General features: G+C 48.3%; 19 protein-coding genes. 13 read left to right on the top strand and 6 right to left on the bottom strand.

All coding sequences use genetic code 11. The features are described 5' to 3' along the window. Nucleotides 1–23 precede the first annotated feature (23 nt). The gene (locus G8759_RS16155) at nt 24–473 is read right to left on the bottom strand and encodes a PaaI family thioesterase (protein WP_162385127.1); all 450 of its coding nucleotides are present in this window, start codon (nt 471–473) and stop codon (nt 24–26) included. A gap of 130 nt (nt 474–603) precedes the next feature. Here G8759_RS16155 and G8759_RS16150 point away from each other — a divergent pair, with 130 nt between their 5' ends. The 7 genes from G8759_RS16150 (at nt 604) to G8759_RS16120 (ending at nt 8,457) form a co-directional block, all read left to right on the top strand. Beyond that, nucleotides 604–1,365, top strand: a complete 762-nt coding sequence (locus G8759_RS16150) for a phosphosulfolactate synthase (RefSeq protein WP_167209690.1) — start codon at nt 604–606, stop codon at nt 1,363–1,365. 109 nt (nt 1,366–1,474) lie between these two features. Beyond that, the gene (locus G8759_RS16145) at nt 1,475–2,128 is read left to right on the top strand and encodes a DedA family protein (RefSeq protein ID WP_162385129.1); all 654 of its coding nucleotides are present in this window, start codon (nt 1,475–1,477) and stop codon (nt 2,126–2,128) included. 138 nt (nt 2,129–2,266) lie between these two features. Then, a complete protein-coding gene (locus tag G8759_RS16140) occupies nt 2,267–3,016 on the top strand; it encodes a shikimate dehydrogenase family protein (RefSeq protein ID WP_167209688.1) in 750 nt (249 codons plus the stop codon). Between the two features lie 66 nt (nt 3,017–3,082). Beyond that, a complete protein-coding gene (locus G8759_RS16135; protein ID WP_167209686.1) occupies nt 3,083–3,367 on the top strand; it encodes a putative quinol monooxygenase in 285 nt (94 codons plus the stop codon). Between the two features lie 55 nt (nt 3,368–3,422). Next, nucleotides 3,423–4,604, top strand: a complete 1,182-nt coding sequence (nagA, locus tag G8759_RS16130; RefSeq protein WP_167209684.1) for an N-acetylglucosamine-6-phosphate deacetylase — start codon at nt 3,423–3,425, stop codon at nt 4,602–4,604. 374 nt (nt 4,605–4,978) lie between these two features. After that, nucleotides 4,979–7,933: a TonB-dependent receptor gene (locus G8759_RS16125; protein ID WP_167209682.1), complete on the top strand. Its 2,955-nt coding sequence runs from the start codon at nt 4,979–4,981 to the stop codon at nt 7,931–7,933. 14 nt (nt 7,934–7,947) lie between these two features. Further along, nucleotides 7,948–8,457 carry a hypothetical protein gene (locus G8759_RS16120; RefSeq protein ID WP_167209680.1) on the top strand — a complete coding sequence of 170 codons (510 nt, stop codon included), beginning with the start codon at nt 7,948–7,950 and terminating at the stop codon, nt 8,455–8,457. Nucleotides 8,458–8,818: 361 nt separating this feature from the next. Here the strand turns inward: G8759_RS16120 and ribD are convergent, their stop codons facing one another. Beyond that, complete coding sequence (gene ribD / locus G8759_RS16115) at nt 8,819–9,838, bottom strand: bifunctional diaminohydroxyphosphoribosylaminopyrimidine deaminase/5-amino-6-(5-phosphoribosylamino)uracil reductase RibD (protein ID WP_167209678.1); 1,020 nt, start codon at nt 9,836–9,838, stop codon at nt 8,819–8,821. Nucleotides 9,839–9,954: 116 nt separating this feature from the next. Between ribD and prmC the strand changes: the two genes are divergently transcribed. Both prmC and G8759_RS16105 read left to right on the top strand, forming a co-directional pair. Beyond that, a complete protein-coding gene (prmC, locus tag G8759_RS16110) occupies nt 9,955–10,803 on the top strand; it encodes a peptide chain release factor N(5)-glutamine methyltransferase (protein ID WP_167209676.1) in 849 nt (282 codons plus the stop codon). A 107-nt stretch (nt 10,804–10,910) separates the two neighbouring features. Then, nucleotides 10,911–11,885, top strand: a complete 975-nt coding sequence (locus G8759_RS16105; protein WP_167209674.1) for an AAA family ATPase — start codon at nt 10,911–10,913, stop codon at nt 11,883–11,885. Nucleotides 11,886–11,948: 63 nt separating this feature from the next. Here G8759_RS16105 and G8759_RS16100 read toward each other — a convergent pair whose 3' ends face one another. Beyond that, complete coding sequence (locus G8759_RS16100; protein ID WP_167209672.1) at nt 11,949–14,831, bottom strand: glycoside hydrolase family 9 protein; 2,883 nt, start codon at nt 14,829–14,831, stop codon at nt 11,949–11,951. A 398-nt stretch (nt 14,832–15,229) separates the two neighbouring features. Between G8759_RS16100 and G8759_RS16095 the strand changes: the two genes are divergently transcribed. The 3 genes from G8759_RS16095 (at nt 15,230) to G8759_RS16085 (ending at nt 19,496) form a co-directional block, all read left to right on the top strand. Beyond that, a complete protein-coding gene (locus G8759_RS16095) occupies nt 15,230–16,105 on the top strand; it encodes an alpha/beta hydrolase (protein ID WP_167219023.1) in 876 nt (291 codons plus the stop codon). A 220-nt stretch (nt 16,106–16,325) separates the two neighbouring features. Further along, a complete protein-coding gene (locus G8759_RS16090; RefSeq protein ID WP_167209670.1) occupies nt 16,326–17,213 on the top strand; it encodes a cation diffusion facilitator family transporter in 888 nt (295 codons plus the stop codon). A gap of 177 nt (nt 17,214–17,390) precedes the next feature. Next, nucleotides 17,391–19,496, top strand: a complete 2,106-nt coding sequence (locus G8759_RS16085; protein WP_167209668.1) for a TonB-dependent receptor — start codon at nt 17,391–17,393, stop codon at nt 19,494–19,496. 8 nt (nt 19,497–19,504) lie between these two features. Here G8759_RS16085 and G8759_RS16080 read toward each other — a convergent pair whose 3' ends face one another. The 3 genes from G8759_RS16080 to G8759_RS16070 all read right to left on the bottom strand — a co-directional run bounded on the left by G8759_RS16080 (nt 19,505) and on the right by G8759_RS16070 (nt 24,840). After that, a complete protein-coding gene (locus G8759_RS16080) occupies nt 19,505–22,450 on the bottom strand; it encodes a hypothetical protein (RefSeq protein WP_167209666.1) in 2,946 nt (981 codons plus the stop codon). Nucleotides 22,451–22,569: 119 nt separating this feature from the next. Continuing rightward, nucleotides 22,570–23,235: an outer membrane beta-barrel protein gene (locus tag G8759_RS16075; RefSeq protein ID WP_167209664.1), complete on the bottom strand. Its 666-nt coding sequence runs from the start codon at nt 23,233–23,235 to the stop codon at nt 22,570–22,572. 174 nt (nt 23,236–23,409) lie between these two features. Then, nucleotides 23,410–24,840: an aldehyde dehydrogenase family protein gene (locus tag G8759_RS16070; protein WP_167209662.1), complete on the bottom strand. Its 1,431-nt coding sequence runs from the start codon at nt 24,838–24,840 to the stop codon at nt 23,410–23,412. A gap of 132 nt (nt 24,841–24,972) precedes the next feature. On the opposite strand from G8759_RS16070, the gene G8759_RS16065 reads away from it, so the two are divergent. Then, a complete protein-coding gene (locus tag G8759_RS16065) occupies nt 24,973–26,178 on the top strand; it encodes a helix-turn-helix domain-containing protein (protein ID WP_167209660.1) in 1,206 nt (401 codons plus the stop codon). Nucleotides 26,179–26,304 lie beyond the last annotated feature (126 nt).

Below are 26,304 nucleotides of genomic sequence, written 5' to 3'. Positions count from 1 at the left end.
AATCATGAGCTTGCCGCTGCATTCTATATAGGCAGTTTCATCGACGTCTGAATAAGATTAGTAGCACATTTGGCAATAATTTTGCCATCCGCTGCCACAATTCGACCTTCACCGTGAATGATGTTTTTACCTTCACGAATAACCTCTGCAATGGCTGTAATGGACTCGCCCAACCGGGCTGCGTGAAGAAAATCGATGTTCAGGTTTACGGATGTATAAGCGTATTCGCGACCAAGGGTAAAGACGGTAGCGCCAACAAGATCGTCGAGAATGCCAGCAGCAGCCCCACCATGCAATACCCCAGCCGGATTCGTCAATTCTTCACGAATCGTATACTCAACAACTAACCGGCCATAGTCGGCAGCCCGGATTGTTCCTTTAAGCCAGCGACCGAAAGGAGAAATGCTGCCACTCATGTCGTTGCCAATCTGTGAGCGAAAGAAATCAAGGCGGGGGTTTGTCAAATTGTCCATATCCAACAAAAATAGTACGAAACTAAGCTATAGTCGCAACAGACGCTACTATTTATGGACTTTCTTGGGAGGTTATCAGGACTTATACTACTTTTGGGCGATTTTAAACATGCCTATTAGATCATTCGGAATGAATTATACGCTTACGCAGATTCCCGATCGTACCGCTAAGCCGCGCCAAAGCGGACTGACGATGGTAATGGATAAGGGATTAAGCCTGCGCGAAGTTGAGGACTTTTTGTCTACCTCCGCTGGCTACGCAGACATCATCAAACTGGGCTGGGCAACCTCTTTTGTGACCCCCAATCTTAAAGAAAAACTCGACATTTATCGGGAAGCGGGGGTGCCCGTCTATTTTGGCGGAACCCTCTTTGAAGCCTTCATTGTCCGGAATAAGTTCGACGACTACCGAAAGCTTCTGGATAAGTATAGCATGGAATACGCTGAGGTTTCAGACGGTTCTATTGAGATGCCCCAGGATGAAAAATGCGAGTATATTCGAACACTGGCTACGCAGGTTACGGTTTTGTCGGAGGTTGGTTCAAAAGATGAAGCCAAGATCATTCCACCCTATAAGTGGATTCAGTTGATGAAGGCAGAGTTAGAGGCTGGTGCCTGGAAAGTGATCGGTGAAGCCCGCGAAGGAGGCACCGTAGGTTTGTTTCGCTCAAGTGGTGAAGTGCGCCAGGGACTAGTCGAAGAAATTCTGACGCAGGTCCCCTTTGAAAGTATCCTGTGGGAAGCTCCGCAAAAAGAACAGCAGGTTTGGTTTGTTAAACTCCTCGGTGCCAACGTTAATCTTGGTAACATTGCTCCTCACGAAGTTATTCCTCTGGAAACGATTCGATTAGGGTTACGCGGAGATACGTTTACGCAATTTCTTGATAAATAGTTTTACAGTTTTCTGTGTATGGCTTTCCGTGAGCTGACGCATCCCAACTCATTGCATATCCTACTGAAAACTATAAATCGCACCGGCGATCCGGCAAAAACTCCGTTTTATGGATCTTATTAAATCTCTGCTTGATTTTCTGCTCCACCTCGATCGCTACCTTGATGCGTGGGCCAACGATTACGGCGTATTACTCTACGCCATTCTGTTTCTGATCGTTTTCACTGAAACAGGACTGATTGTGATGCCGCTCCTGCCCGGCGATTCATTGCTGTTTGCGGCCGGAGCATTGGCAGCCCGACCTACCAACGAACTGAGTGTCTGGGTCATTATTCCCTTATTGATTACGGCCGCGTTACTGGGCGACAACGTCAATTATTTTGTTGGTAAGTTTCTGGGGAATACGATCAAATCCAGAGAGAGGATTCTGTTTTTCAAGCGTGAATACATCACTGAAACGGAGAAGTTTTACACCAAATACGGTGGACGTACCGTCATCATAGCCCGGTTCATTCCAATTGTCCGGACGATTGCACCGTTCGTAGCTGGTGCTGGCAGTATGAACTACGGAACCTACCTCCGGTTTTGCATCATTGGAGCCGTTTTGTGGGTAACCAGTATTTCATTACTGGGCTATTTCTTTGGCAATTTTCCGATCGTTCAAAAGAATTTTGAGCTGGTTGTGTTCGGTATCGTCGGTTTATCTGTTGTGCCTATCATTTATGGCGCTCTAAAAAAACGATCCAGCACACCCACTGTCTAAATCGTGAATTAAACGGGTTATTGGCTTACTGCGTTATTTCCGTCTGAGGTTGACTGATAATAACGCAGTAAGCCAATAACCCGTTTTACTTTTACTGGACTACCGCTTCTGGTAAATAGTTTGATACCCCACTCATTTATGACTCGCTACGGTCTTATTGGTTTTCCGCTCACCCATTCATTTTCGCAACGCTACTTCACAGAAAAATTCGTCCGTGAAGACATTCCCGATTCCCGATATGATCTGTTTGAGATGTCCGACGTTTCGGTTGCACTTCCCGATCTGCTTCAAACACCGGGTCTACGGGGGTTAAACGTAACGATTCCTCATAAACAGGCCGTACTTCCGTACCTCGATCGATTGGATTCGTCGGCCGAAAAGGTTGGAGCCGTGAATGTGATTAAACTGGAAGCCGATGGCACCAAAACCGGCTTTAACTCCGATTATTACGGTTTCAAACAATCGCTTACCGATTGGCTCGCTTCGCTTGGTCGCACGGCGAACGGTTTGCAGGCACTTGTACTCGGAACGGGGGGAGCCTCAAAGGCTGTAATGGTTGCTCTGGCCGATCTGCATATTCCCTATAAATCGGTATCCCGAAAAAAAACAGCCGATAATCTCACATACGATGAACTTCCGGCCCTGATTGCCGCGTATCGACTCATTATAAACTGTTCGCCCGTTGGGACATACCCAAACATCAACGAAGCGCCTACCCTCCCCTACGACCAGCTTACAGAACAGCATCTGCTCTATGATCTGGTCTATAATCCGGCCGAAACCCAATTCATGAAACTCGGCCTCGAGCGTGGAGCTTCGGTTATGAATGGCTATCAGATGCTGGTTTTACAGGCCGAAAAAGCGTGGGAAATCTGGCAGGAACGGTAAGTTTGTGTGGTAGTATGTATCATACACTATGTCATAAAAAATTTATTCAATAACCTTCATCCTTGTATGCCTCTCGGTGTTTTTGCGATCATTACGGCCCGACCCGGTGCCGAAGCTGAATTACGTAATGGCTTATATAACCTTGTTGTAAAGGTTCGGGAAGAAGACGCCTGTCTGCTCTATGAATTGTTTGAAAGTGCCGAACATCCCGAAAAATTCATTATGCACGAACTCTGGACGGATGAAGCCGGACTTCAGGCTCACGACCAGATGCCGCACATGAAAGCCTTCGGCGAAAAAGCGACGAACTGGCTGGCCGGTCCGGTAGAGTTGATTAAAGTAGAAAAGTGAACGTAATTGTAAAATTCTGCCGGATATTTAAATCCGGCATTTTACTTTCGCGTTTATGCAGGCAATTACATTTCAGAACGCCACTGTTTTTACGGGCGAATCGTTTCTCTCAGGCGCATCTGTCCGCGTCGCGAATGGACATATTCAGGAAGTTTCGGAGTCTCCCAACGGCTCAACAGCTAATGACTCGACTGTCATTGATCTGGAGGGCGATTACCTGATTCCGGGCCTGATTGATTTGCAGCTTTACGGGGGTTCGAATTTATTTTTGAATGATGTGCCAACGCCCGAGACCGTTCGGCATATCTACGAAACCCACCGCCGAAACGGCACTACGACCCTGCTGCCAACGATCCATTCGACCTCGCTCGATGTGATGCAACAATCCATGGCAGCCGTGCAGGTTATTCGGACTGAAGAGCCATATGGCGTGCCTGGTATCCACCTCGAAGGACCGTATTTCAATCCAGTTAAGCGCGGGGCTCACAGTGCCGCTTTTGTCCGCACACCAGCGGAGGGTGAACTGGAGACCTTATTCAGCAAGAATGCCGATGTGATCCAGATACTGACACTGGCTCCTGAAATTCTGACACCTGAACAACTGGCCACTATTCATCGGTTAAAACACCCGAATACGCTTCTCTCGCTGGGACACAGTAATGCGACTTACCAACAGGCTACAAACGCCTTTGACAACGGATTTCCACTGGCCACTCACTTATATAATGCAATGAGGGGTTTTGAAAGCCGTGAGCCGGGTGTCGTTGGGGCTGTAGTTGACCACTCGGCGGTTCGGGCAAGCATCATTGCTGACGGCTACCACTGCGATCCGGTTGCCATCCGAATTGCGTATCGCCTAATGAACAATGGCGGTTCAGAACGCCTTTTCCTGATTTCAGACGCTTTATTTGCCAATCCACCCCGCCCCAATTTCTCATTAGGTGAATTTATTGTTCATTTTGAACCCGACCCAACCGGTCCCGGTCGATACGTAAACAATGAAGGTAAACTGGCAGGCTCGGCTCTTACCCTAATCGACTGTGTTCGAGTGGCTGTTGATCAGGCTGAAATTCCGTTAGTAAATGCGTTACGCATGGCATCGGTCATTCCGGCCGAAGTAATTGGTCTTGTTGATAAACTTGGTAAAATACAAAATGGCTATGTGGCTAATGTAGTCCGTGTGGACAGCACTCTTCACGTAAAAAATGTATGGTCGACAGGTCAGGCAATTGTTTAAAAATACCTATTCTTTACTAGTAAATAGTACTCAGTTAACTATCTTTTGCACTTTGCAAACAATAACATATTTTATTTTTAGTAATACTTTATATACAATAAATTAATTGGCATATTTGATATAAGGCAACACAAAATACATGCCTTTGTGCACAAAAGCAACATCTGATTCTTAACCAATTGATGGTCGAGCGGTGCGTGAACCCAGTCGGTGTCACTCAACTGCTTTCGTATTCTGCATTGTCTTTCTGCCCGTATTTGTAAACCGGAATTCTTCGGTTGTTAGCTACGCTTTTGTCCAGAAATACCCTTTTTCTTACCAAAAGACCTGAAAATGAATTCGCTCTACTTAACTCCAACAATCCATTATCAACCATGAAAAGAAAATTACTGAAGCATGATCTGATACCCGTATTCATCACCATGCTGTTATTGGCTGCGGTATGTCCTATGGACGCTTTAGCCCAGACTAAGAAAATAACGGGTAAAGTATCCACCAGCGTTAATTCCGAAGTAATACAGGGAGTCAATGTACTGGTGAAGGGCAATAGCCGGAAAGGTTCGATCACCGATGCACAGGGCCTGTTTACTCTGGAAGTCACACCGGCTGACATTCTTGTTTTCAGCTTCATCGGTTTTAAATCAAAAGAGATAAAAGTTGGCGATGAGACCACGTTTAATGTTGCCCTGGATGAGGATGCGACTCAATTGACTGAATTGATTGTAACAGGTTCTCGGAACACCGGGCGAACTATTCTGGAAACACCCGTTCCTGTCGATGTCATTTCGATTAAGGATATTATGGGCGAACTTCCTCAAATGGATCTGGCTCAAATGTTGGCCTTTGTAGCACCGAGTTTCAATGCGGTACGGTCGCAGGGTGGCGATCTGAATTCGCACGTCGATCCGGTTCAGTTACGGAATATGGCCCCCAATCAGATACTGGTTCTGATTAACGGAAAGCGACGCCATACATCGGCCCTGCTCATCACTGAAACGGCGGTTGGCAGCCCTTCTACTACAGTTGATTTGATGACCATTCCCGTTTCGGCTATTGATCGGGTGGAAATACTTCGCGATGGTGCTGCCGCCCAGTATGGTTCCGATGCAGTAGCCGGTGTCGTCAATATTATCCTTAAAAAGGGCACCAATAAATTAACGGGTAGCCTTACGGGTGGAGGCTATGCCAATACAGGTGGTCAGGCTGGTGATTTGACCAAGTCTGGTAAACCCGATGGTTTCAATTACCAGTTCGATGCGAACTATGGTTTCAAAATTAACGACAAAGGCTACTTTAACCTTTCAGGTCAGATTACCCAACGCCGACCCACACTTCGCCCCTTCGTAAATGACTGGGGATTTTTTGACAAAACGTATCTTAATAACCTCAGAACCGACAAGAACGGCAATCCCGTAATTACAAATCCTGAATTAATTAATGCGCAGGCGGTCGGCAATACGTCGCAAATTGCTGCACTGACCACAGAAACGGGTTTGATGAGTGCCCGCGGCTTGACGAAAGCTGATTTTGCGGTATACGCCGGTATGCCAGCAATTACGCTTGGAAGCACATTTTATAACGCCGGTTATGAGATAAATCCGAACACAACGATTTACAGTTTTGGCGGTGCCTCTTATAAATACCTGGAAGGCTTCTCGTGCTATTTCCGCCGTCCCGCTCAGACCGACCGGTTCAACTACCTGCTCTATCCAAATGGATTCAGGCCACAGATGACCTCCAATACGTCCGATATTTCGAACACGGTTGGTATTAAAAGCAAGATCGGCGAATTTCTGGTTGACTTCAGCAATACATTCGGAAAAAATACCATGAGGCTTGGCATGGTCAATACCTTCAATGCCTCCCTTGGCTCCAATTCGCCGGTCAACATGAATCTGGGAACCCATCAGTTCACTCAGAACTCGACCAACCTCGACTTATCCCGTTATTTTAAAGGTGTGATGAATGGCCTTAACATCGCCTTTGGTGCAGAAATGCGCGTCGAGAACTATAAAATCCTTAAAGGACAGGAAGAGAGTTATGCGTATGGTAATGCAGGCATACTAACGGTAGCAAAGGACGGACTCCTGGTTGGACCCGATGGCAAACCACTGGAAGATGCCAACAGTGCGCCTATTGTTGATTCCAACGGAAATCCATTGGCCGTAAATGCCGGACAACAGGTAACCGTTAAATCCCTGTCGTCTAACTGTCAGTGTTTTGCTGGCTTTGGCCCCAAAAATGAGCGCAATGAATTCAGGACAACTATGGCGGCCTATCTGGATGCTGAATTGGAACTCACCCGGAAATTTTTACTAGCTGGTGCTTTTCGGCTGGAAAATTACTCCGATTTTGGCGGGGTAACGATCGGAAAACTGGCCGCCCGATATTCACTGACAAAAACGCTTACCATCCGTGGGTCGATTGCAACGGGGTTCCGTGCACCATCGCTACAGGAGCTTAACTATACCCATACAGCTACTGCCTTCGTACCGGATGCCAATGGCATTCCGCAACCTCTGGATGTGACCACTTACCCCACCAACAGCACGGCGGCCCGGGTATTAGGTATCAAAGGCTTAAAACAGGAACAATCCCGAACCTATGGCTTTGGGCTTACCTATCAACCCGTTCAGGGATTTGAGGTAACCCTGGATGCTTACCAGATTGACGTAGACAACCGCATTTTCAGAACCAGTTATTTTAACGCTTCGGAAGTTGGTAATAATTATGGCGAAGTAATTGGCGAAGGTGAAGCTCAATTTTTTGTCAATGGAGCCGATGTACGTTCTAAAGGCATCGAGGCCGTTGGAAATTACACACTTAACCTACAAAAAGGCAAAAGTTTTACGTTCACGCTGGCTACCATTTTCAGTAAAAATACGGTCCTCAATCGGAAAACGCTTAACCTGAATGTAGCCAATCTTACCTCCGATCAGGTCGTAGGAAAATACCTCAGCCGTGATGTAGTAGGGCAATTTGAAACAGGCACACCAAGAACAAAGCTGATCGGTTCGGTTTCTTATCGGGTTAACAAATTCAATACCATGCTGAGAGGTACTTATTATGGATCGGTAACCGAAAGATCCGTCTCTGCTGACGGTGATGGCAATTTTTATGACCAGACATTTTCACCTCAGGCCATTTTTGACCTAAGCGTTGGCTATGATCTGAACCGGAATGTGAAGTTCTCAATTGGAGGCAGCAACATTCTTGATAAATATCCTCAAATACTCCGGTCAGAGAATCAGGGCTTTTACCTGTACTCTAACAATCAGCAAGGTTCCAACGGGGCCTATTATTATGGCCGTGTGATGTTCAACTTCTAATCGCTACCCCAGCTATGAACCGATTTTTCAATATAAGAAACCTTATCCCAGCACTGGGTCTTTTCCTCGCTATAGTTGCTTTCCTTAGTTCGTGTGAACAGCAGCAATATGAACCTAATTTAAGTGTAGCTCTCGGCGGTGGTACCGTAACGACCTATAAGTCATACACATTAGCATCGGCAACCGGAACGACTATTTATGGGCGCGTGGTGTTTTATAAGTACAGCACCTCAGTTACTTTGGTTGAGATGGGGCTTTATAACACCACCACAGGAACGGCCTATTCTTCCTCTATTTTCCAGGGTAAACTTGCTGAAAGCTCGGCAACAATTCTCAAACCGCTTGATGCCATCAGTGGGGCCACCGGGGAGTTTTCTACCAGCAAATACTATGTCATCAATGAAGCTGGTTTCTATGACAAACTAACTACCTACAATGCCAATGTGAAAGTATTGTCGGGCACGAAGTTGGTTGCCAGTGGTAATATCGGGGCAAATGCTACACCCGTTGCCCAATCGAACTAGCGCTTGTTAAAGTAGTCTATGTTAGATAAAATAGCCTTTCCATGTACAAACGCCCCGGCCTTGGCCAGGGCGTTTGTGTTTTCATCGTAGCCAAACGGTCGAACTTACCAGCTCGTTCGCATATTCGTTGTGAAAATTTTGTCATACCTGATCATGCCTTTCGCTCCGAGCTGTGCCATGGTTTGTTTGCGCATGATTAGTAACCACCGTTCGCGGCTGCGGTGTCACGGCTCGGAGCGAAAGGCATACCTGATTTCGTCATGCCTGTGCAAGCGGCTTTTGATGAAGCGGTTAACATGCAGGCAATGGCGGCTATTTTCCAACGCTAGCCACAAAATAGGCTAGATCGGCTGCCCGACGACTACGGACGATATATGCTTAACTCGTCGTCTCCGATTAGGTCTCGCTGAATCAGTTGCCCACGAACAGCTGGTGCCTTTATTCCTTCGCCCAACATGGTTCGGCTCCGAAATACCCGCATCTCATCCCAAAAACCGGCATCCATAAACGATTGCAGTAAGGTCGTACCACCCTCTACCAATACCGACTGAATCCGGCGTTGATGCAGATCCTGCAAAACGTCAATGAGCGAATGAGCGAATGAGTGAATAATCGCAGAATGCTTCGTTGGTACCTGACCTTCAACCTGATGATAGACAATCGTTGGCTGTGTACCATCGAGCAGATACAGATCAGGCGACAATGCCAGGTTCCGGTCCAGCACCAGGCGCGTTGGATTTTTGCCCGGCCACAAACGCGTATTTAGTCGCGGATTATCATTTCGGGCCGTATTGGTTCCAACCAGAATCGCATCTTCTTCCGATCGCCAGCGGTGAACTATCCGATGCGATAAATCACCACTGATTTTAACCGGTCTCCCGCCTGCTGCGGCAATAAAACCGTCTGTCGTTTCAGCCCATTTCAGAATGATATAAGGTCGTTCTCGCTCAAAAAAGGTAAAGAATCGGGCGTTCAATTCACGGCCAAGTTCATTGAGAATACCTGTTTCGACCTCAATGCCAGCCCTTCGTAATTTAGCGAATCCCTGTCCGCCTACTAATGGATTTGGGTCGTCATTGCAGCAGACAACACGTTTTATTCGTCTTTCGATGAGAAAATCGGCACAGGGAGGTTGTTTACCATAGTGCGAACAGGGCTCAAGTGTAACATAAGCTGTACTTTCGGGCAAAAGGTGCTCATCCTCTGGTTTTACGGAACGAATGGCATTCCGTTCGGCATGCGCTTCCCCGTATCGCTGATGCCAGCCCTCACCGATAATTCGACCGTTGTGTTCAATGACACAGCCAACCATTGGATTTGGGCTTACCTGCCCCCGGCCAAGGGTTGCTAATTCGAGGGCACGACGCATGAATTGGATCATAATTTGTAGCTTGTGGCTTACCATTCGTGATTCGACAGAAAAGATCAGAACAAGGAATCACGAACGATAAACCGCAAACTTCTTTAGTTTTACACAAATTTATTAGACTTGATCAAATGGCCACCGCCAAACCACTCTATCAACGTTTAAGCAAGAATATTACAGCTTACCCGCCCGAAGAAGCGCGGGAAATGGCTTTTATGCTGCTCGATCATTACTTCGGCCTGCGTAAGACCGATGTGTTAACCGATAAACCATTACCCCCAAACCGGACAGAACCGGATTGGTTTAAGATCCTGGAACGACTCAACCGACAGGAGCCAATCCAGCATGTGATTGGCACAACGATTTTCTGCGGCCTTGAGTTTGAGGTATCACCCGACGTGCTTATACCAAGACCCGAAACCGAAGACCTCGTTCGGTTGATCATGCACGATTTTTCTGATCGAAATGACGATGTACCCATTGTCGATATTGGTACAGGTAGTGGTTGTATTGCCATTACGCTGGCGCGTTTTTTACCGCAATCGGTCGTAACGGGCTGGGATGTTTCCGATAAAGCACTGACGCTGGCCCGGCATAATGCACAAAATTTAAATGCCGATGTTACGTTTGAGATTCAGGACATTTTGCGCGTAAAAACCGACTTTTCGGGGAAGTTTGATTGCGTTGTCAGCAACCCGCCCTACGTAACCCGCTCAGAAGCAGCCGATATGAACCGGAACGTTCTAGACTATGAACCCGACCTGGCTTTGTTTGTCGAGGATAATGATCCGCTGGTGTTTTACAAAGCGGTTGCTGATTTCTGCGTTCGCCATCTGACGAAAGACGGGGCTTGCTATGTTGAAATCAACGAACGATTTGGCGATGATACCCGGCAGGTATTTGCCGACCGGGGTTTCACAAATATTCAGGTTTACAAAGACATTCACGGCAAGGATCGAAGCATCCGGGCAACGTTTTAGTTTTAGTTGACGAGTTTTCAGTTTTCAGTTTTCGGTTGACTGACGCGATAAATATGAATGTGCCAGTCCACTGAAAACGGAAAACAGAAATCTGAAAACTTAATACAATGCAAGCAACTTCATTCACCTATCATACTAAAATCCGCGAGGTGTTCAGCGAGATGAGCCAGGTCGTGGTTGGGCAGGAACGGCTGCTCAACCGGCTGCTTATCGGGCTGTTTACGGGCGGGCACATTTTACTGGAAGGCGTTCCTGGGCTAGCCAAAACATTGACCATCAACACACTGGCCAAAGTTCTTGAACTGGATTTCCAACGGATTCAATTTACGCCCGATCTGCTTCCTGCCGACCTGATCGGAACGATGATTTTCAACCAGAAAACCGCCGAATTTGAAGTGAAGCAGGGACCAATTTTTGCTAACCTGATTCTGGCCGACGAAGTTAACCGGTCTCCGGCAAAGGTTCAGGCTGCTCTGCTGGAGGCCATGCAGGAAAAGCAGGTTACTATCGGCGAGGAAACGTTTATCCTCGATCGCCCTTTTCTGGTGCTGGCTACGCAAAATCCGGTCGAGCAGGAAGGTACGTATCCGCTTCCCGAAGCGCAGGTCGATCGCTTCATGATGAAAGTATTCGTCGATTATCTGAATAAAGACGAAGAACTGGAAGTGATGCGCCGAATGTCGAATATGAATTTCGACTATGAGGTTCAGCCTGTTCTGGGCAAAGAAGATCTGGCAGCCATCCGCAACGAAATTAACGGTATCACCATCTCCGAAACTCTTGAACGGTATATCATCGAACTGGTATTTGCGACCCGACGACCGATGGATTACAACCTTCGCGACGAAGCCCGCTACATCCAGTTTGGTGTGTCGCCCCGCGCCAGCATCCACCTGAACCTGGCGGCTAAAGCACTCGCTTATTTCGATCGACGCGAATACGTTCTACCCGAAGACATTAAGGAAGTAGCGCCGGATGTGTTCAATCACCGCATTATGCTCAACTATGAGGCCGAAGCCGATGGTGTTTCAACCTTACAGGTGATTGATTCAATACTGAGAAAAGTAGCAATCGGGCGTTAAGATCAGCCACAGACGATCACACTCTGTAGCAACTGTATACTTACTCATGTTGTGTTGAGTTGCTTAGTTCCCCAGTTGCATCTTTCCTCCGCTGGCGTAGGTAATCGTTCCACGTAAGGTCACACTCTTCGCCTGGACGGTTCCAGCGACTGAGATCGTGTTATTTTTCTGAATCACTACCTTATCGGTGGCCGTTGGTATGCGCCCACACGACCATGTAGCGGAATCGTTCCAGTTTCCCGATTTCACGCTGGTTACCACATCGGTATAACATATCGACTGTGATAACAACCGCAGATAAGCCGCCTGTGAATAAATGGCAGGCTCGTTGAGTTCCCAGGAATTTTCAGGATACGACGTATTCCAGGCTTTGTAGGACTTCTGAACAGGCTGATTCTGAGGAGGTGAGATCACGGGGCCACTATAGGCGGCATCGGGCGCGTAGGTTGGATTAGCACCGCCCATCAGATACCCAGGTGGTGGATTAAAATCGAAGGCCGTACCATCGCCAAACCAGCTATGATACATCGTAGGGGCCGAAAATTCCGCTCCAGCCACGCCCATATTGGTCAGGTAACAATAGGCCGTCGGATTTACGCCATGTAAATAATGAACGAAACCCATGCCAGCATCCTGATAATTGGTTTTATTTACACCATCCAGCTTGTAGGTATTCATCGCAAAAAACATGTTGCCCTGATGAGCCTTTGTTTCGTTACTACCCCACGTATAGTTCCGGTCATCCAGAAAAGCTCGATACGCGTCCGTTTGACTTAAATAAGCTGGCAGGTTTTCCGCATTGCCGGTTTTCATACTAGTCGAATAGGTCGTTAAGATTGCGTTTTTGACGCTGGTGGTAGCTCCCGAAACTCTGGCATAATACAACAAGGCATCCTGATAAGTGGCCTCGAATGGGTAGGCATACCCCCACTGAATGAGGTGAATCTGACTGTAATTCGCATCAAAGAAACTTCGGTATGTTGTATTACCCGTCAGCCCATATAGGAAAGCAGCAGCGGCAACCCGTCGCGCCAGTCGGTCGTGTGCATCATTGGTAGCGGCAACACTCTGAAAACCGGTGTTCGAAAAGGCAACATTCGGGTTCGTGTTTGCCCAATTGTAAGCATTGATAGCCGCCGTCTGGAGCGTATCGCCATATCGTTTTTTTGCCGGATCGCTCAGTGATTTAAACTGAATGGCGGCCAGAGCCAATACGGCGGCCCCCGTAGCCGTAGCATCCGTACTGGCTGCGCCGTATCGCCGAAAGTGTGTATCGGCACTGGGTGGTGATACGGCGCTAAAATCCGTTACCGACACTTTATGCAGCAAAGAGCCGTCGGATTGTTGCATTCGTAGCATCCAGTCAAGCTCCCATTTCGCTTCGTCCAGTAAATCAGGTACACCATTCCCCGATTCCGGAATCGCAAAATCGTCAGTCCAGACCACCGGGTTGTCTTCATAAGCAAGCAATAGATCAATCATCGTTCCGTACGTAAACGGGACATATTTGTTATAGTCGCCCGCGTCGAACCAGCCACCGCGCAGGTTTTTGGCCGTTGACACATTGGTATTCGTCACCAGCCGACAATCTGTATCCTGCTGGGCACCCAGAAATGCGGCTCCGTCGGTCCAGGGGGTTTCGGCATAGGGCGTTTGCTTTGCCAACCCACTTCGCTGATAAAAGAAAACCCGCGCAGCATTTTTCAGGACGCTTTTATACACATCATTATTTATCTCGAAGGTGTAAGACCGCTTATTTCGGATCGAATCGTACACAAAATAGCTTCCGGCCTGTTGCACCTGCGAAAAATCGAACCACCATACCTTATCGCCCGATTGAGCATGCGTCGTACCGCTATTCCAGGTAGTTGGCGCCCCCCGCATTACCACTGAATTATCGGCAGCCCGTCGGATTTGATAAAAGGTAGATGGCGTAAACGTTTCGGATGCATTATAACCGATTTGGGGGCTACTGATCACCGCTACTTTCCGGGCCAGAGGCAGGTAGCCAAACTGATCGACCTTCAGGTGATTGTCGAATTCGGGGAAGGTTGTCAGTTGGTAGCCTTTGACAAAATTCCAGATCGTCTGCGGTACGTTAAAAAGGGTACTCCACCCATGCGACGCATCTTTGGTCATCATCAACACTACTTTTTTCCCAGAGCTACAAAAGGTCAGCGAATCGACATTCGGATTCACGGCGCTCGTCGTGTATGTACTGCCATTTCCACAACCCAGATAGGCATAATTCGATAGCGGCCAGACGAACCCCGGAGTCTTTGGATAGGGAATAATGGGCGGATCGACTACGGGGTCACCTTTGCTATGAATATGCATCAGCGGCACTGGTTTATAGTTGGCAGCCGTAAAGTAGGTGGACAAAAAACTGTTTTTACCCCACAAACTGGCAGCAACCGGAGCAAATGCCGCGATTTTGTTCGGCAGTGCCATAGTCAGAAAATAGCACATAAATCCTCCTCCCGAATGGCCCGTCACATAAACCCGGTTTCGGTTGATCCGATACTTCTGGAATAAATAATCGATTAGATCGGAGGTAAACAAAACGTCGTCCGGTGCGTTCGGGTCAGCCGGATTAGGTCCATTAGCATCACCAGCGGCTCCAAAACCGGGGACATTATCAGCATATTTATTGAATTGCAGACTTCCACCAACCGTAACAGCATCGGGATAAACGACAATAAAATTCTGGGCATCGGCAACTGCATCGAAGCCCGCATAGGATTGAAAACTGGCCCCATTTCCACCATCGCCATGATAGGCCAGCACGACAGCCAGATTATCTTTGGGAAGGCCGGAGGGTAGATGAAACCGGAATGTTCGGGTACGCCCTCCTGACTGAAGACTCCCTGAGCCGTTTACGGGAGCCTGTGCCCATGTTGGCATCGAGACAACCAGTATCAATAGTATCAGGTAAATTACTTTCATCGACGAAACCATTACGATTAGTGGGTTTTTCCAAAAATAACTTAGATAAACATAAACTTTGGTAACAATTGAGTCGCCGGACGATTTGGTGCGTATAGGGTAGCTTCCTCAAATTGAACGGCATTTATCGTGGTATCTCCCGCTGAAAAGCATTCCTAGTAAAGCAGTACGGTTAATCAAGCAACGTCTTAGCTGTCAAATTCAATTGTCCTTTCATTTACACACTTATCGTATATATGCCAACCTGATTGCAACTCTTTATGGGAATAATCAAAAAATGATTTAACGTGCTTGGCAACAAAACACCTCTATGTACTTTTGAGCCTGGTGATTTTGTTAGTACGGCCTCGGCTTAGCCAGGATTACCCAAAACCCAACCTTAAAATTCCTTATTTATGATGCGGCTCAACCATTGGCTGCTTTTCTTCGGCCTGTTAGTACAGTCTTTCGGTGGCTTTTGTGCTAAAGTCGATACCCTTGAGGTGCAGAGTGCGAGCATGGGCCGAACGCTACGGGCCGCCGTCGTGCTGCCGGATCGGTATCGAAAAGCAAAGCAGCCTTTTCCAGTGCTCTATCTGCTGCATGGTGGTACGGGAAGTTTCCGCGACTGGCTAACCAAAACGCCCGACAAAACCCTGTTGCAACGCATGGCCGATCAATATAATCTGATTATTGTCACACCCGATGGCGATCCAACCAGCTACTACTTCGATAGCCCATTGGTCAAAACCAGTCAGTTCGAAACCTTTATGTCGAAAGAGCTTATTGATAAGATTGATAACGCGTATCGTACTGTCCGCGATCGGAAAGGACGCCTGATCGCTGGTTTATCAATGGGCGGACACGGCGCCATGTTTATCTCGTGTCGTCATCCGGAGCTATACGCAGCAGCCGGAAGTATGAGCGGAGTGATGAATATTAACACAGCGACCTGGAAAGTACCAGCCGATTTCGCCAAATCACGTGCCGAAAATTTCGCGAAGCTGTTAGGGCCACCCAAGGATGGTGACGCTCCCTATCCTGGCTATACGATGGTAATGCTGGCCGATCAGTTAAAAGCAAACAACTTACCGTTAATTTTCGACATTGGCGTTGATGATTTTCTGATTGAGACAAACCGCGATCTGCATCGTCGATTAGTCGAAAACAAAACCCCGCACGAGTACACCGAGCGGCCCGGCGCCCATACGTGGGATTATTGGGAGAATGCACTCCCCTACCAACTGCTGTTCTTCAGTAAAATCCTGAAAACGAATGCAGTATCCGTCCCCTGACTATTGTTGGTTTATGAGTAGAACCATCAATTGTCCGTTGCCCCAGCAAAGATTTACTGGCTGACTTTCATAAAATTATCAGCCGCAGGCCTGGTTGCGCAGGAGTATAGCCCGGCGTTTTTGTCAGACCGTGTAAGCATTTAATAGGCGAAGAAAAACAATCTTTCTATTGCTGCTCTTGTTGTATACACGTAGGTATTTATCAAACAAACCACATACTATGACTTCATCGACCCTGGAACCTCATAAGGCCAAACGGGGAGAGCAGACCACTTTAGTTGGCATTTTCGTCAATATAGGTCTGGTGCTGGTGAAAGGGATTACCGGTTGGCTCGGACATTCCTATGCGCTGATCGCCGATGCCATGGAATCAGCTACTGACATTTTAACCTCCATACTTGTCTGGGTAGGCTTGCGCACAGCTTCAAAAGCGCCCGACACAAATCATCCATATGGTCATGGAAAAGCAGAGCCGCTGGCAGCGATTATGGTTTCGATCGCGCTGGTAGGAGCAGCTATATTGATTGCCGTTCAAAGCATTCAGCATATACAGGTGCCGCACGAAATACCGGCTCCGTTTACGCTAGTGGTTTTAGCGGTCGTTGTTGTTGTTAAAGAAATACTGTTTCGGCGTATTGCCAAAGTAGGCGATGAGGTAGAAAGTAGCGCGGTGAAAGCTGACGCCTGGCACCACCGTAGCGATGCGATTACGTCATTGACGGCCTTTATTGGGATCAGTATAGCCTTGATTGGTGGACCCGGCTACGAAAGCGCCGATGACTGGGCTGCCCTGCTGGCATCCGGATTCATAATCGTTAATGCCTACCATATCTTCCGCCCTTCATTCGGCGAAATTATGGACGAGACACCCGCAGGTGACTGGCAACAGGAATTAAAGGTCATAGCCATGACAGTTGCGGAGGTAAAAGGGATTGACAAATTCAGGGTACGAAAAACTGGTTTTGAGTATTTTATCGATTTACACGTAACCGTACCGGGGAGTCTTACCGTGAGTCAGGGCCACGCCATAGCTCATGCTGTTAAGGCAGCTATCATGGAAGCCAAACCTGCTGTTTACGACGTACTGGTGCATATCGAACCTGACTAATGCGTCGACAGTCTGAGTACGGGATTGGATGGCTGATTTTAAAGCAACTTTCAGGCAAATTGGCAAGCCAAAGACCGCAATGGAATACCGTATACCAAAAACTCCATTTACATTTGCAGGCAGATCGCTTCTAGTGAGAAGCGATCTGCCCGATCCTCCTTCCTACTACTCAACCCTATGCGACATCGTTACTTTTCGGTTGCCATTTTTTGCGGCCTAAGTGTTCCTGCAATACTCTTTGCGCAAGCTCCTACCTCGAGTTCCCTAGACGACACACTTCAACTGAATGAGGTAGTTGTTCGGGGATACGCCACCAATCGCCGACTTCTGGAAACACCGGCATCCATCGGGCTATTGACGCGTCGGGATTTAAATCAGCGATTTGGAACCCCTACGCTCATTCCGGCCATGAACACCTTACCGGGCGTTCGGGCCGATGAGCGTTCACCGGGCAGCTACCGGCTGGCGATTCGGGGAAGTGCAATCAGGTCGCCATTTGGCGTACGAAATGTTAAAACCTACTGGAACGAATTACCACTTACCGACGCTGGCGGTAACACGCCCCTCAATGCCTTAGACGTTCGGGCATTGGGTCGAATTGAAGTCATCAAAGGGCCGTCGGGAAGTTTGTACGGGGCTGGAACTGGTGGCACCATACTGTTCAGTGGGCTGGCCGTTCCGGCTGGCAAAACGAACGTAGAATTATCGGCCCTCGGCGGAAGTTACGGTTTATATGGCAACGGCATTGCCGTACAAACAGGCAAGAACAACTCGGCAATTGCCCTCAATTACAACCACCTGCAATCGGATGGTTACCGCGATCAAAGTGCGATGGTTCGTGACAATCTGAGCCTGATCGGATCGTTTAGCGTTAGCCCAAAGCGAACCATATCGGTGCTGGGACTCTACTCTGATCTTTATTATCAAACACCCGGTGGCCTTAATCAGGCGCAATACGCGGCCAACCCTCGGGCCTCGCGTCCAGCAACACCGACCCTGCCCAGTAGTGCGGCCCAACATGCGAGTATTTATCAGAAAATAGGTTATCTGGGGCTTTCGCACGAATACCGGTGGAATGACCGGATTCAGAACACAACCGTGATTTACGGTTCCAATACCGACTTCGCTAACCCATTCATTACCAACTTCGAAAAGCGCACCGACCAGGGCATGGGCGGCCGAACGATTACGCAATTTCGGCTACCTAATGGCCCGTTACCAACCACGTTTACAATTGGAGGTGAACTTCTGCGCACCTTTACTGTCGACCGTAACTTCGGCAATCGGGGTGGTATAGCCGATACCATTCAAACCGATGAGGAGCTAACGGCTCGTCAGACAACCATTTTCGCGCAGGCCGAAACTGAACTGCCTGCCCACTTCCGATTAACGGCCGGGCTGAGCCGCAATGACGTTCGTTACGATTTCACCCGTTTCCCTGTCCGGTCGGCAGGGGCTTTACCCGCAACAACCTTAACGCGCAACTTCACACCCGTATGGTTGCCCCGTGTGGCTTTGCTCCGCACGTTTGGCCAAAACCTGGCAGCTTTTGTCAGCATCAGCACGGGCTACTCGGCACCATCGAGTCAGGAAGTTCGCCCTTCGGCGGGTGGCTTCAATGCAACGTTAAATGCTGAACTCGGCACGAATTACGAAGCAGGATTGCGCGGTTCAACCTTTAATAGCCGATTACGGTTCGATATAGCGGTTTACCAGTTCTATCTGCGTCAGACGATCGTCCGGAGATCGGATGCGACCGGAGCAGAATTCTTCGTTAATGCGGGCCGTACCGATCAGCGGGGACTTGAAGCACAGCTTTCCTACGATTTCATTCAGCCTTCTTCTACGTCGCTTTTCTCTCTTCTAAGAATCTGGCACAGTATGACCCTGACCAATTATCGATTCCGGGATTATCAGCAGGGTACAACCGATTTATCGAACAACAGGGTGCCGGGAGTTGCGCCCACGACCTTGGTAACGGGTCTGGATGCCGAGACTAAACTGGGAATTTATGCACACGCTACCTTCCAGTTTCTGGACCAGTTCCCACTGGTCGACGCCAACACGGTCATGTCTGATCCAACCAGACTGTTACAGGCAACCGTTGGTTTCCGGCGGATGCTGGGCCAGCACTGGACTCTGGATGTGTATGCCAGTGGCGATAATCTGCTAAATCAGACGTACTCATTAGGTTATGACCTGAATGCGATTGGCAATCGCTTCTACAACGCTGCGCCAGCCCGTAACGGCATTGGAGGTGTTCGGGTAAGTCTACGGTGGTAAATCAGCAACTAAAATCCGATATCAATGACTAAAGGCTGAATGATCCATTGTTGTGTAGTTGTGTTATATATCGTGCGAAAACCAGCTTCGAACGGAGTCCGCAAACGTAGCGCATTGAAGACAAATGATACATCGATACCGGTTGTGCGGTAGGCATGGCGAACTGTTTCGTAGCCCCGCAAACGACCATAAACATCGCGTACTTCTTCCTGACTCTGTCCTTCAGCAGCATCAAAAAATGCACCGGCTTTGATTCGCTGTACGAAGAGCCACCGCCCAAGCGACCAGTGGGTATCGGCTATTGGAAGACGATATTCGACACTTCCAGCAGTAATCTTGTCGTCACTAACGTACGATTGTCCGCGTGGGTAAAATACGAGTGCATTGAAGCGGTACGTTCCTTTCGACTGCTGCTGATAACCAGCCCGTAGCCGCAGGGAATGGTGTTTCCCAAATCCAGGTAGATACAAATTACCCAGAACACCCCACTGATCGCCAGTCAACCGGCCACCAAAGGGTGTTGTCCGCCAGTTGGCCGAAATGGATTGTCCCCAACGGGGGGCCACATCGCGTTTGCTTTGTCGTAACAGTCTCGAAAAGCTAATTCCATACGTCAGCGCATTGAGCGATCCTGCCGAACCCACATCGGTGATGTACCGAAACGGCAGATCATAGCCGGTTACCTGAAGGTAATTGTAATAGGCCGACAGATTCAGCCCCTGAATGTATTTAGAGTTCGTTAGTTGCAGGGGTAGCCGGAACCCTGCCGTAAGCTGGTTGTATTGCCACTGGTCTGACCGCAGGCTGTCGGCAGGTGCTACCCGATCAATATACAGCGCCGTGTTGCGGTTACCGTGCTGAAAGCTTAAATCGATAATCGGGTAAAGCCCCTGATAGCTGATGTTCGCATAAAAATTCCCGACCTGTTCCGATTGATTGTAGGTATACCCCACTCCTACCTGGGTGGTGCCCAGCAAGTCCTGCGAACTTAACCCTAGCGACAAAGCCTGTCCCGAACTACTGAGCGTTGGCCCCCAGCTGTAGACATTGATCGCATGGGCAAGCCGCCGAAAACGGGTGGGTTGGTACGATGTAGCTGTCGGTATTGAATCGGCCAGAATCCGTCGGGCCAGCGCGGCACCCGGTTCCAATCCGGCCAGTGAGCCAAAAAAACGAACCGGCTGCGTCTGGCCGGGTGCGGTCGGGTTTTCCGAAACGACTTTCCAGCTGGCCGGATTCAGTGACATACTCGCAATTCGGTAGCCAGTTGATGCGAAATCCTCAAAGGCAAGCCTTGTTCCAGATGGCGACACAGCAGCGTGATAGGCCGCTAACGGTCGGGAGGTAACCTGAAACACCTGTTTCGACTGAAACTTTACGGCATAAACGTTATCAATTCCGGAACGTGGGGAATTATAAAATACATAATCGCCCCACGGCTGCGGATTGCTTAGATTTTCGTTCACTCGCGGCAACAGATCGGTTTGTGCATTAGTCTGAGTGTCGATCGTCTGAATCGTTTTTTCGCCATTCTTGAGCGATACAGCAACTAAAGTTCGATTATCGGTCTGCCAACGTGGATGCAGATAAAATTCATTTTCAGGATTTGGCAGTGCTTTCACAACTTTACCGGTCTTTGCATCAAGCACAAGCAGACGGGTTTTGTAGTGTTCGTTGCTTTCAACAACCACTAGTTTTGAATTGTCGGGCGAGAGGGCTACCGCCATAAATCGGGTTCGGTGTGTCAATCGCGTAAGCTTACCAGTCGTCAGGTCGAGTAACCGAATGTTCGAGTAAATACGCTGTCCCCAGCGCGGGTCATAACCAAATTCGATCCAGCACGCTTTGGTTGCCGTTGCCGACAGCATAGCCGGATCGTTCGGAAAGCCTTGTACAAAAACCGTTTTCTCGACTCCACTTTTATCCAGAATGACTAACCGGGGTGTATCGCCCAGGCCGCTTTTTACACAGAGAATCGTAGAGTCAGTCAGAAATTGCGGATACTGGTAATTTGTAAAAACTGGCCGGGACGATTCCTGCTTTTCGGCCTTGACGGCAAACAGAGTGGCGGGTGTTATGGACAATCGGCCCTGTTGTTTCTGCCAGGTTTCGGTCAGATCATCCATAGTTTTCCGGTATAAATCTTCCGTCCGCAAACCCGTTTCATCCTTAATACTAGCTGAAAATGCAAACGGCCACGGAATCCGGTGGTAATTTCGATTCAGTACACGACTCCACGCATCGGGGCCATACGTACGTTTGAGGTACGTCGTCATAAAATAGCCCAATACGTAATGATTAGGCACATTATCCCGATAGGAACCCGTTGCTGCCTTTGGGTAATCAAAGCGTTTTCCGGCCAGCAAATTAGCGCGCATTCCCAGATCGAAATTCGGAATTCGCCCTCGGCCACTCGTACTAAACAGCGTTTCTGTACTGACAGCATCGCCCTCGGTAAACCAGTCGGGCACCGTCAGAAGTGGCAGAAAAAGCCCCGTATTCCCAAACAGGGTATAAAAGAAACGACCATACCCCTGTAATGCCTTGTCGTTCTGCACAACATGCCGGTATTCATGTACAGCCAGCAGATCCAGCCAGTTAAACGTACCCAGCAAGCCAGGGTCCTGGGGCGGCACCGCAAAAAACTCCGACCGGCGTGGAAACAAGGTCACAAAACCATTGCTGTTTGTCGTTTGATTTTGTAGGAGCAATGAAATCCGCCGGGGTTTCTTTTCGAGCGATGCACTGATTGGCTCATACAGACTTTCGAGCCGTTGGGCCGTCCGTTGGGCTGTAGAATCAAGTCCGGTCGGGTAAAGCACCCGGAAGTGGGGCGTTGTCAGGCGATACCAGTGCAGACTGGTTGGGTTCTGATCGAGAATAGGAAGGCTTTGGGCTGTAGCCGTGAGGGCCGCAAGCAGGAGTTGGGTCGTGAGAAAGTATCTTCGTAACATGCCGTATCAATGATACGGAGTTTTAACGAAAAAATGCCCGCGTTACGACGGGAAACTCATTCCTCTCTGTACTTCCAGCTCACCAACGAAAGCCGTTTGTTTTTTTAGCGATTAGCAGTTTAAAAATTTATGCCTGTCAGGAGCGAAATATTTTCGAATTGTAATTGAGGGCCAGATCCAAAAAAACGGGCCGAAAATAGGAGATCGTTTCCATAATGCTCATACCGCACCGTAATTGGAATGCTGATTTTCCCCAGTGTTACATTTGCCCCAATACCAGCAATAGCACTCACTGCTGATTTGGTTGACAAATCGTAATTGAACTCAAAATTAGGATCAACCTGACAAGGACCAGGATCGCATATCGGGTATGTATGAATACGATAATACCCTTTTGTGGCTTGATTATAGCCTACTCCTACCTCCAGAAAAGGGGCTATTTTAGTATTCAGGAAACGATAGCGGTACAATAGTGGTATTTTGATCGTGGATACACCCAGGCTGGGAATGTCCCTATAACTTCTATTTGCGTTTACCTTATCAATACTTGTGTAGGACAGTTGTAAGTGAAAAGATGACCGTTTATTTAGTCGGAGGTTTAGATCCAGACCCAGCAGTAGGCCATAATGGTCAGGAAAAGACTGAACGTTGCTAGTACTCAATTCAGGTCTGGAACGGTTTATACCGCCAAAAACGCCCATCCCCCAACGTACGTTTTTTGACTGAGCAACTAAGTCACTCATTGTCAATACGATGACAATAAAACACAAGTATATTTTTTTCATGTTGGGTATTTTGTAGGCCAATTTGCTGGAGCAATGATGATTAAAGAAATCACGGTAAATTGATGATCCAGTTAAAACCAACGGCCAAATATATCAACTAATATTATAAAATAAGATATATATCTTAAATCACTATTTACATAAATATATATTAATACAATTTATACTCTATACCTATAAATACTTCACAACCAGACTTATCAGTTTTTTCACCCTATCCGTATATGGCGGATATAGAAATTTCATCGTGCCAAAATCCCGTTGCATTACCCCTCTTTGATTCGAAAACTCCTGAAAACTGAAAAATCCATTTGATTTACCCAAACCGCTATTATTGACCCCACCAAAGGGGAGTTCAACATTACCAAACTGAAGCAGCGTATCGTTTATGACCGTATCCCCTGCCGACGTCCGATCCAGAATGTACTGCGTATTTTTCCGATTATGGCTGTGAATGTAAAGCGCCAGCGGCTTTTCTCGTTGGTTAATGATCTGGATGGCCTGGTCGAGCGTTGCATACGAAAGAACGGGCAGTATTGGGCCAAAAATCTCATCCTGCATTATCCGCATATCGTCCCTTACGTTCTCCAGTACCGTTGGTTCCATAAAATGCTGATCGGCGTTCATTTTGCCACCCACCGTTACGGTCGCCCCTTTTTCTACTGCATCGTCAAGCAAGCCACGGAGCCGTTGAAAATGCTTGCTGTTCACAATGCGTGCGTAACTGTCCGACTGTTCAACCGGCTTACCATCAGGGCTATACATACTCGTCAGGGCCTCTCGAAACGCCTGCATAAAAGGCTCCTTAATGGACTCGTGCACCAGTAAATAATCAGGGGCAATGCAGGTTTGCCCATTATTAAGGCACTTGCCCCACGCCAATTGCCCGGCTGCCTGTTTGATTGTGGCCGACTCATCGACAATAGCGGGCGATTTACCACCGAGTTCGAGCGTGACCGATGCCAGATGCTTCGCAGCAGCGGTCATCACGATGCGGCCAACGGCAGGACTTCCCGTAAAAAAAATATGGTTGAAGGGTAATTCCAGTAAGGCCTGGGCTATCGTTTCATTACCCTCAAAAACGGCTACCTCTTTTACCGGAAACAGGTCTGTGATCATTTGTCTAATCAATCCAGCCGTATGAGGAGTTAATTCAGAAGGCTTCAACATGACCACATTCCCGGCGGCAATAGCCGATATCAGCGGCCTGATAGACAACACAAACGGGTAGTTCCAGGGTGCCATTATCAGCACACTACCTTTGGGTTCATGGTGTAGCGAACTCTTCGTGCCAACCAGACTTAAGGGCGTCGGAAGCCGTTGTGGTTTCATCCAATGGGCCAGGTGCCGGATTGTATGCTTGATCTCAGCCTGAAGTGCTAATAACTCACCAATCAATACCTCAGCAGCAGGCTTACGAAAGTCCTCATACATTACCCGTTGAATATCGGCTTCATGATCCTTTACCCACGTCTGTATGCGCCGGATTCGTTCAATACGCTGGTCGACAGTCGTAAGCGCCATCTGGGGGGCGTATTGGCGTTGGGCATCAAAAACCGCCTTCAATTCGTTGCTAAGGTCGGTTTCAGAAAGTAGGGTGTTCATGTCTAATACCAGGCGAATATAATTGAGCCAAAAGAATACTTTAAAAGTACAAATAATTGACCAGAAAGGCTGATGTTGGCATTTATATCGTGAATCGTCTATCTTAGCTAAAACTTTAGCAAACCCGACCGGATGACGCTCGTCAGTGACAACATCCGCTACCTGCGTAAACTCAACGGACTAACGCAGGAGCAATTTTCCAGAAAAATCAACATAAAACGTTCGTTATTAGGTGCGTACGAAGAAGGACGTGCCAACCCGAACCAACAAAATATTCAGGCAATAGCCAAAGCCTTCAATACAACAGTTGAATTACTTACCCGACAGGATCTGCGTAAAATCCGTGAAACGCCGAGTCTTAGCATTCCTCTTGGACAGTCAAACAAACCAGCCGAAGCTCGCCCGAACCGAAGCGATAGCCCACATATTCGCTCCGACGGGCACCTCGATGCTGGCGATGACGATCCGTTCCAGCACCCTGACTTTCCCGATATTTTTTCTCAACCGGCCAGCAAAACGCCCGAACCACAACCGCTCTCAACGGTTCTGAATAAATACTACCGGCCATCGGAAGAACCTCGCCCAGTACCGACTCCGCCGGTCATTACTGCTCCCGTACGACCAACGCAGGAAAAGCCCATTCATGAACGGACACAACCGGTCACGTTTCAGACCGCCCAGGATACACCAGCCCCTTCGCCCATGGATCGGTTATTCGGTCAGCCGGATAACCAGCCGGTAACTCCTCCACCACCCCGACAACCGGAGCAACTGACATTCAATAATGTTTATGAAGGTTCAGGGCGGTACGGCGATTCGGCTTCGGTCCGCTCAGCAGGGGCTGCTCAGGTAATGGCCCCGACAATTTCGATTGTGATGCAATCGCAGTTCGGTGACTATAGCCAGCGGTATCAGCAAACCGAATTTCTGCACCGCTTGCCCGCCATGCACTTACCTACGCTACCCGACGGCCACTACCGTGCTTTTGAAGCTGGCGACGATTTTGTGTTTCCGGGGGCATTGCTGATTGGTCAGTTCGTTCGCAGCTGGTTTGAGATTGCCGATGGAAAAATGTATGTGCTCCTCATTCAGCATCAGCGACCTGAAGGATCAGGCATTGTTTGTCGACGCGTCTACAATCAGGTAAAAATTAAAGGCAGTCTGCTGCTTACTGCCGATAAAGCCGAGATACCCAACCGCGAAGTGGCCCTGAAAGAAGTGATGGAGGTTTGGGAAATACGGGCTTTTGTCAGCCAGCACATACCGCCACCGGCTCCCAGCACCGACCGGTTGAAACAATTGGTCGATGAATTGCGGTTTGAAGTTGATCGCTTATAGTCAACCAATTAGTAGGCCATTGCCTCAGTTGAGCAATATTTTAGCTGATTTGGCAAACGTAACCACCCCGGAAAGAGTTAAATGATAATGAGTTCAATGGGGCTCAGTAAGGTGCTATTCCTGTTG

This window comes from Spirosoma aureum, from assembly GCF_011604685.1.
Classification (GTDB): domain Bacteria; phylum Bacteroidota; class Bacteroidia; order Cytophagales; family Spirosomataceae; genus Spirosoma; species Spirosoma aureum.
The sequence above is the reverse complement of the archived record's forward strand: the minus strand, read 5'-3'. Positions and strand labels throughout refer to the sequence as shown.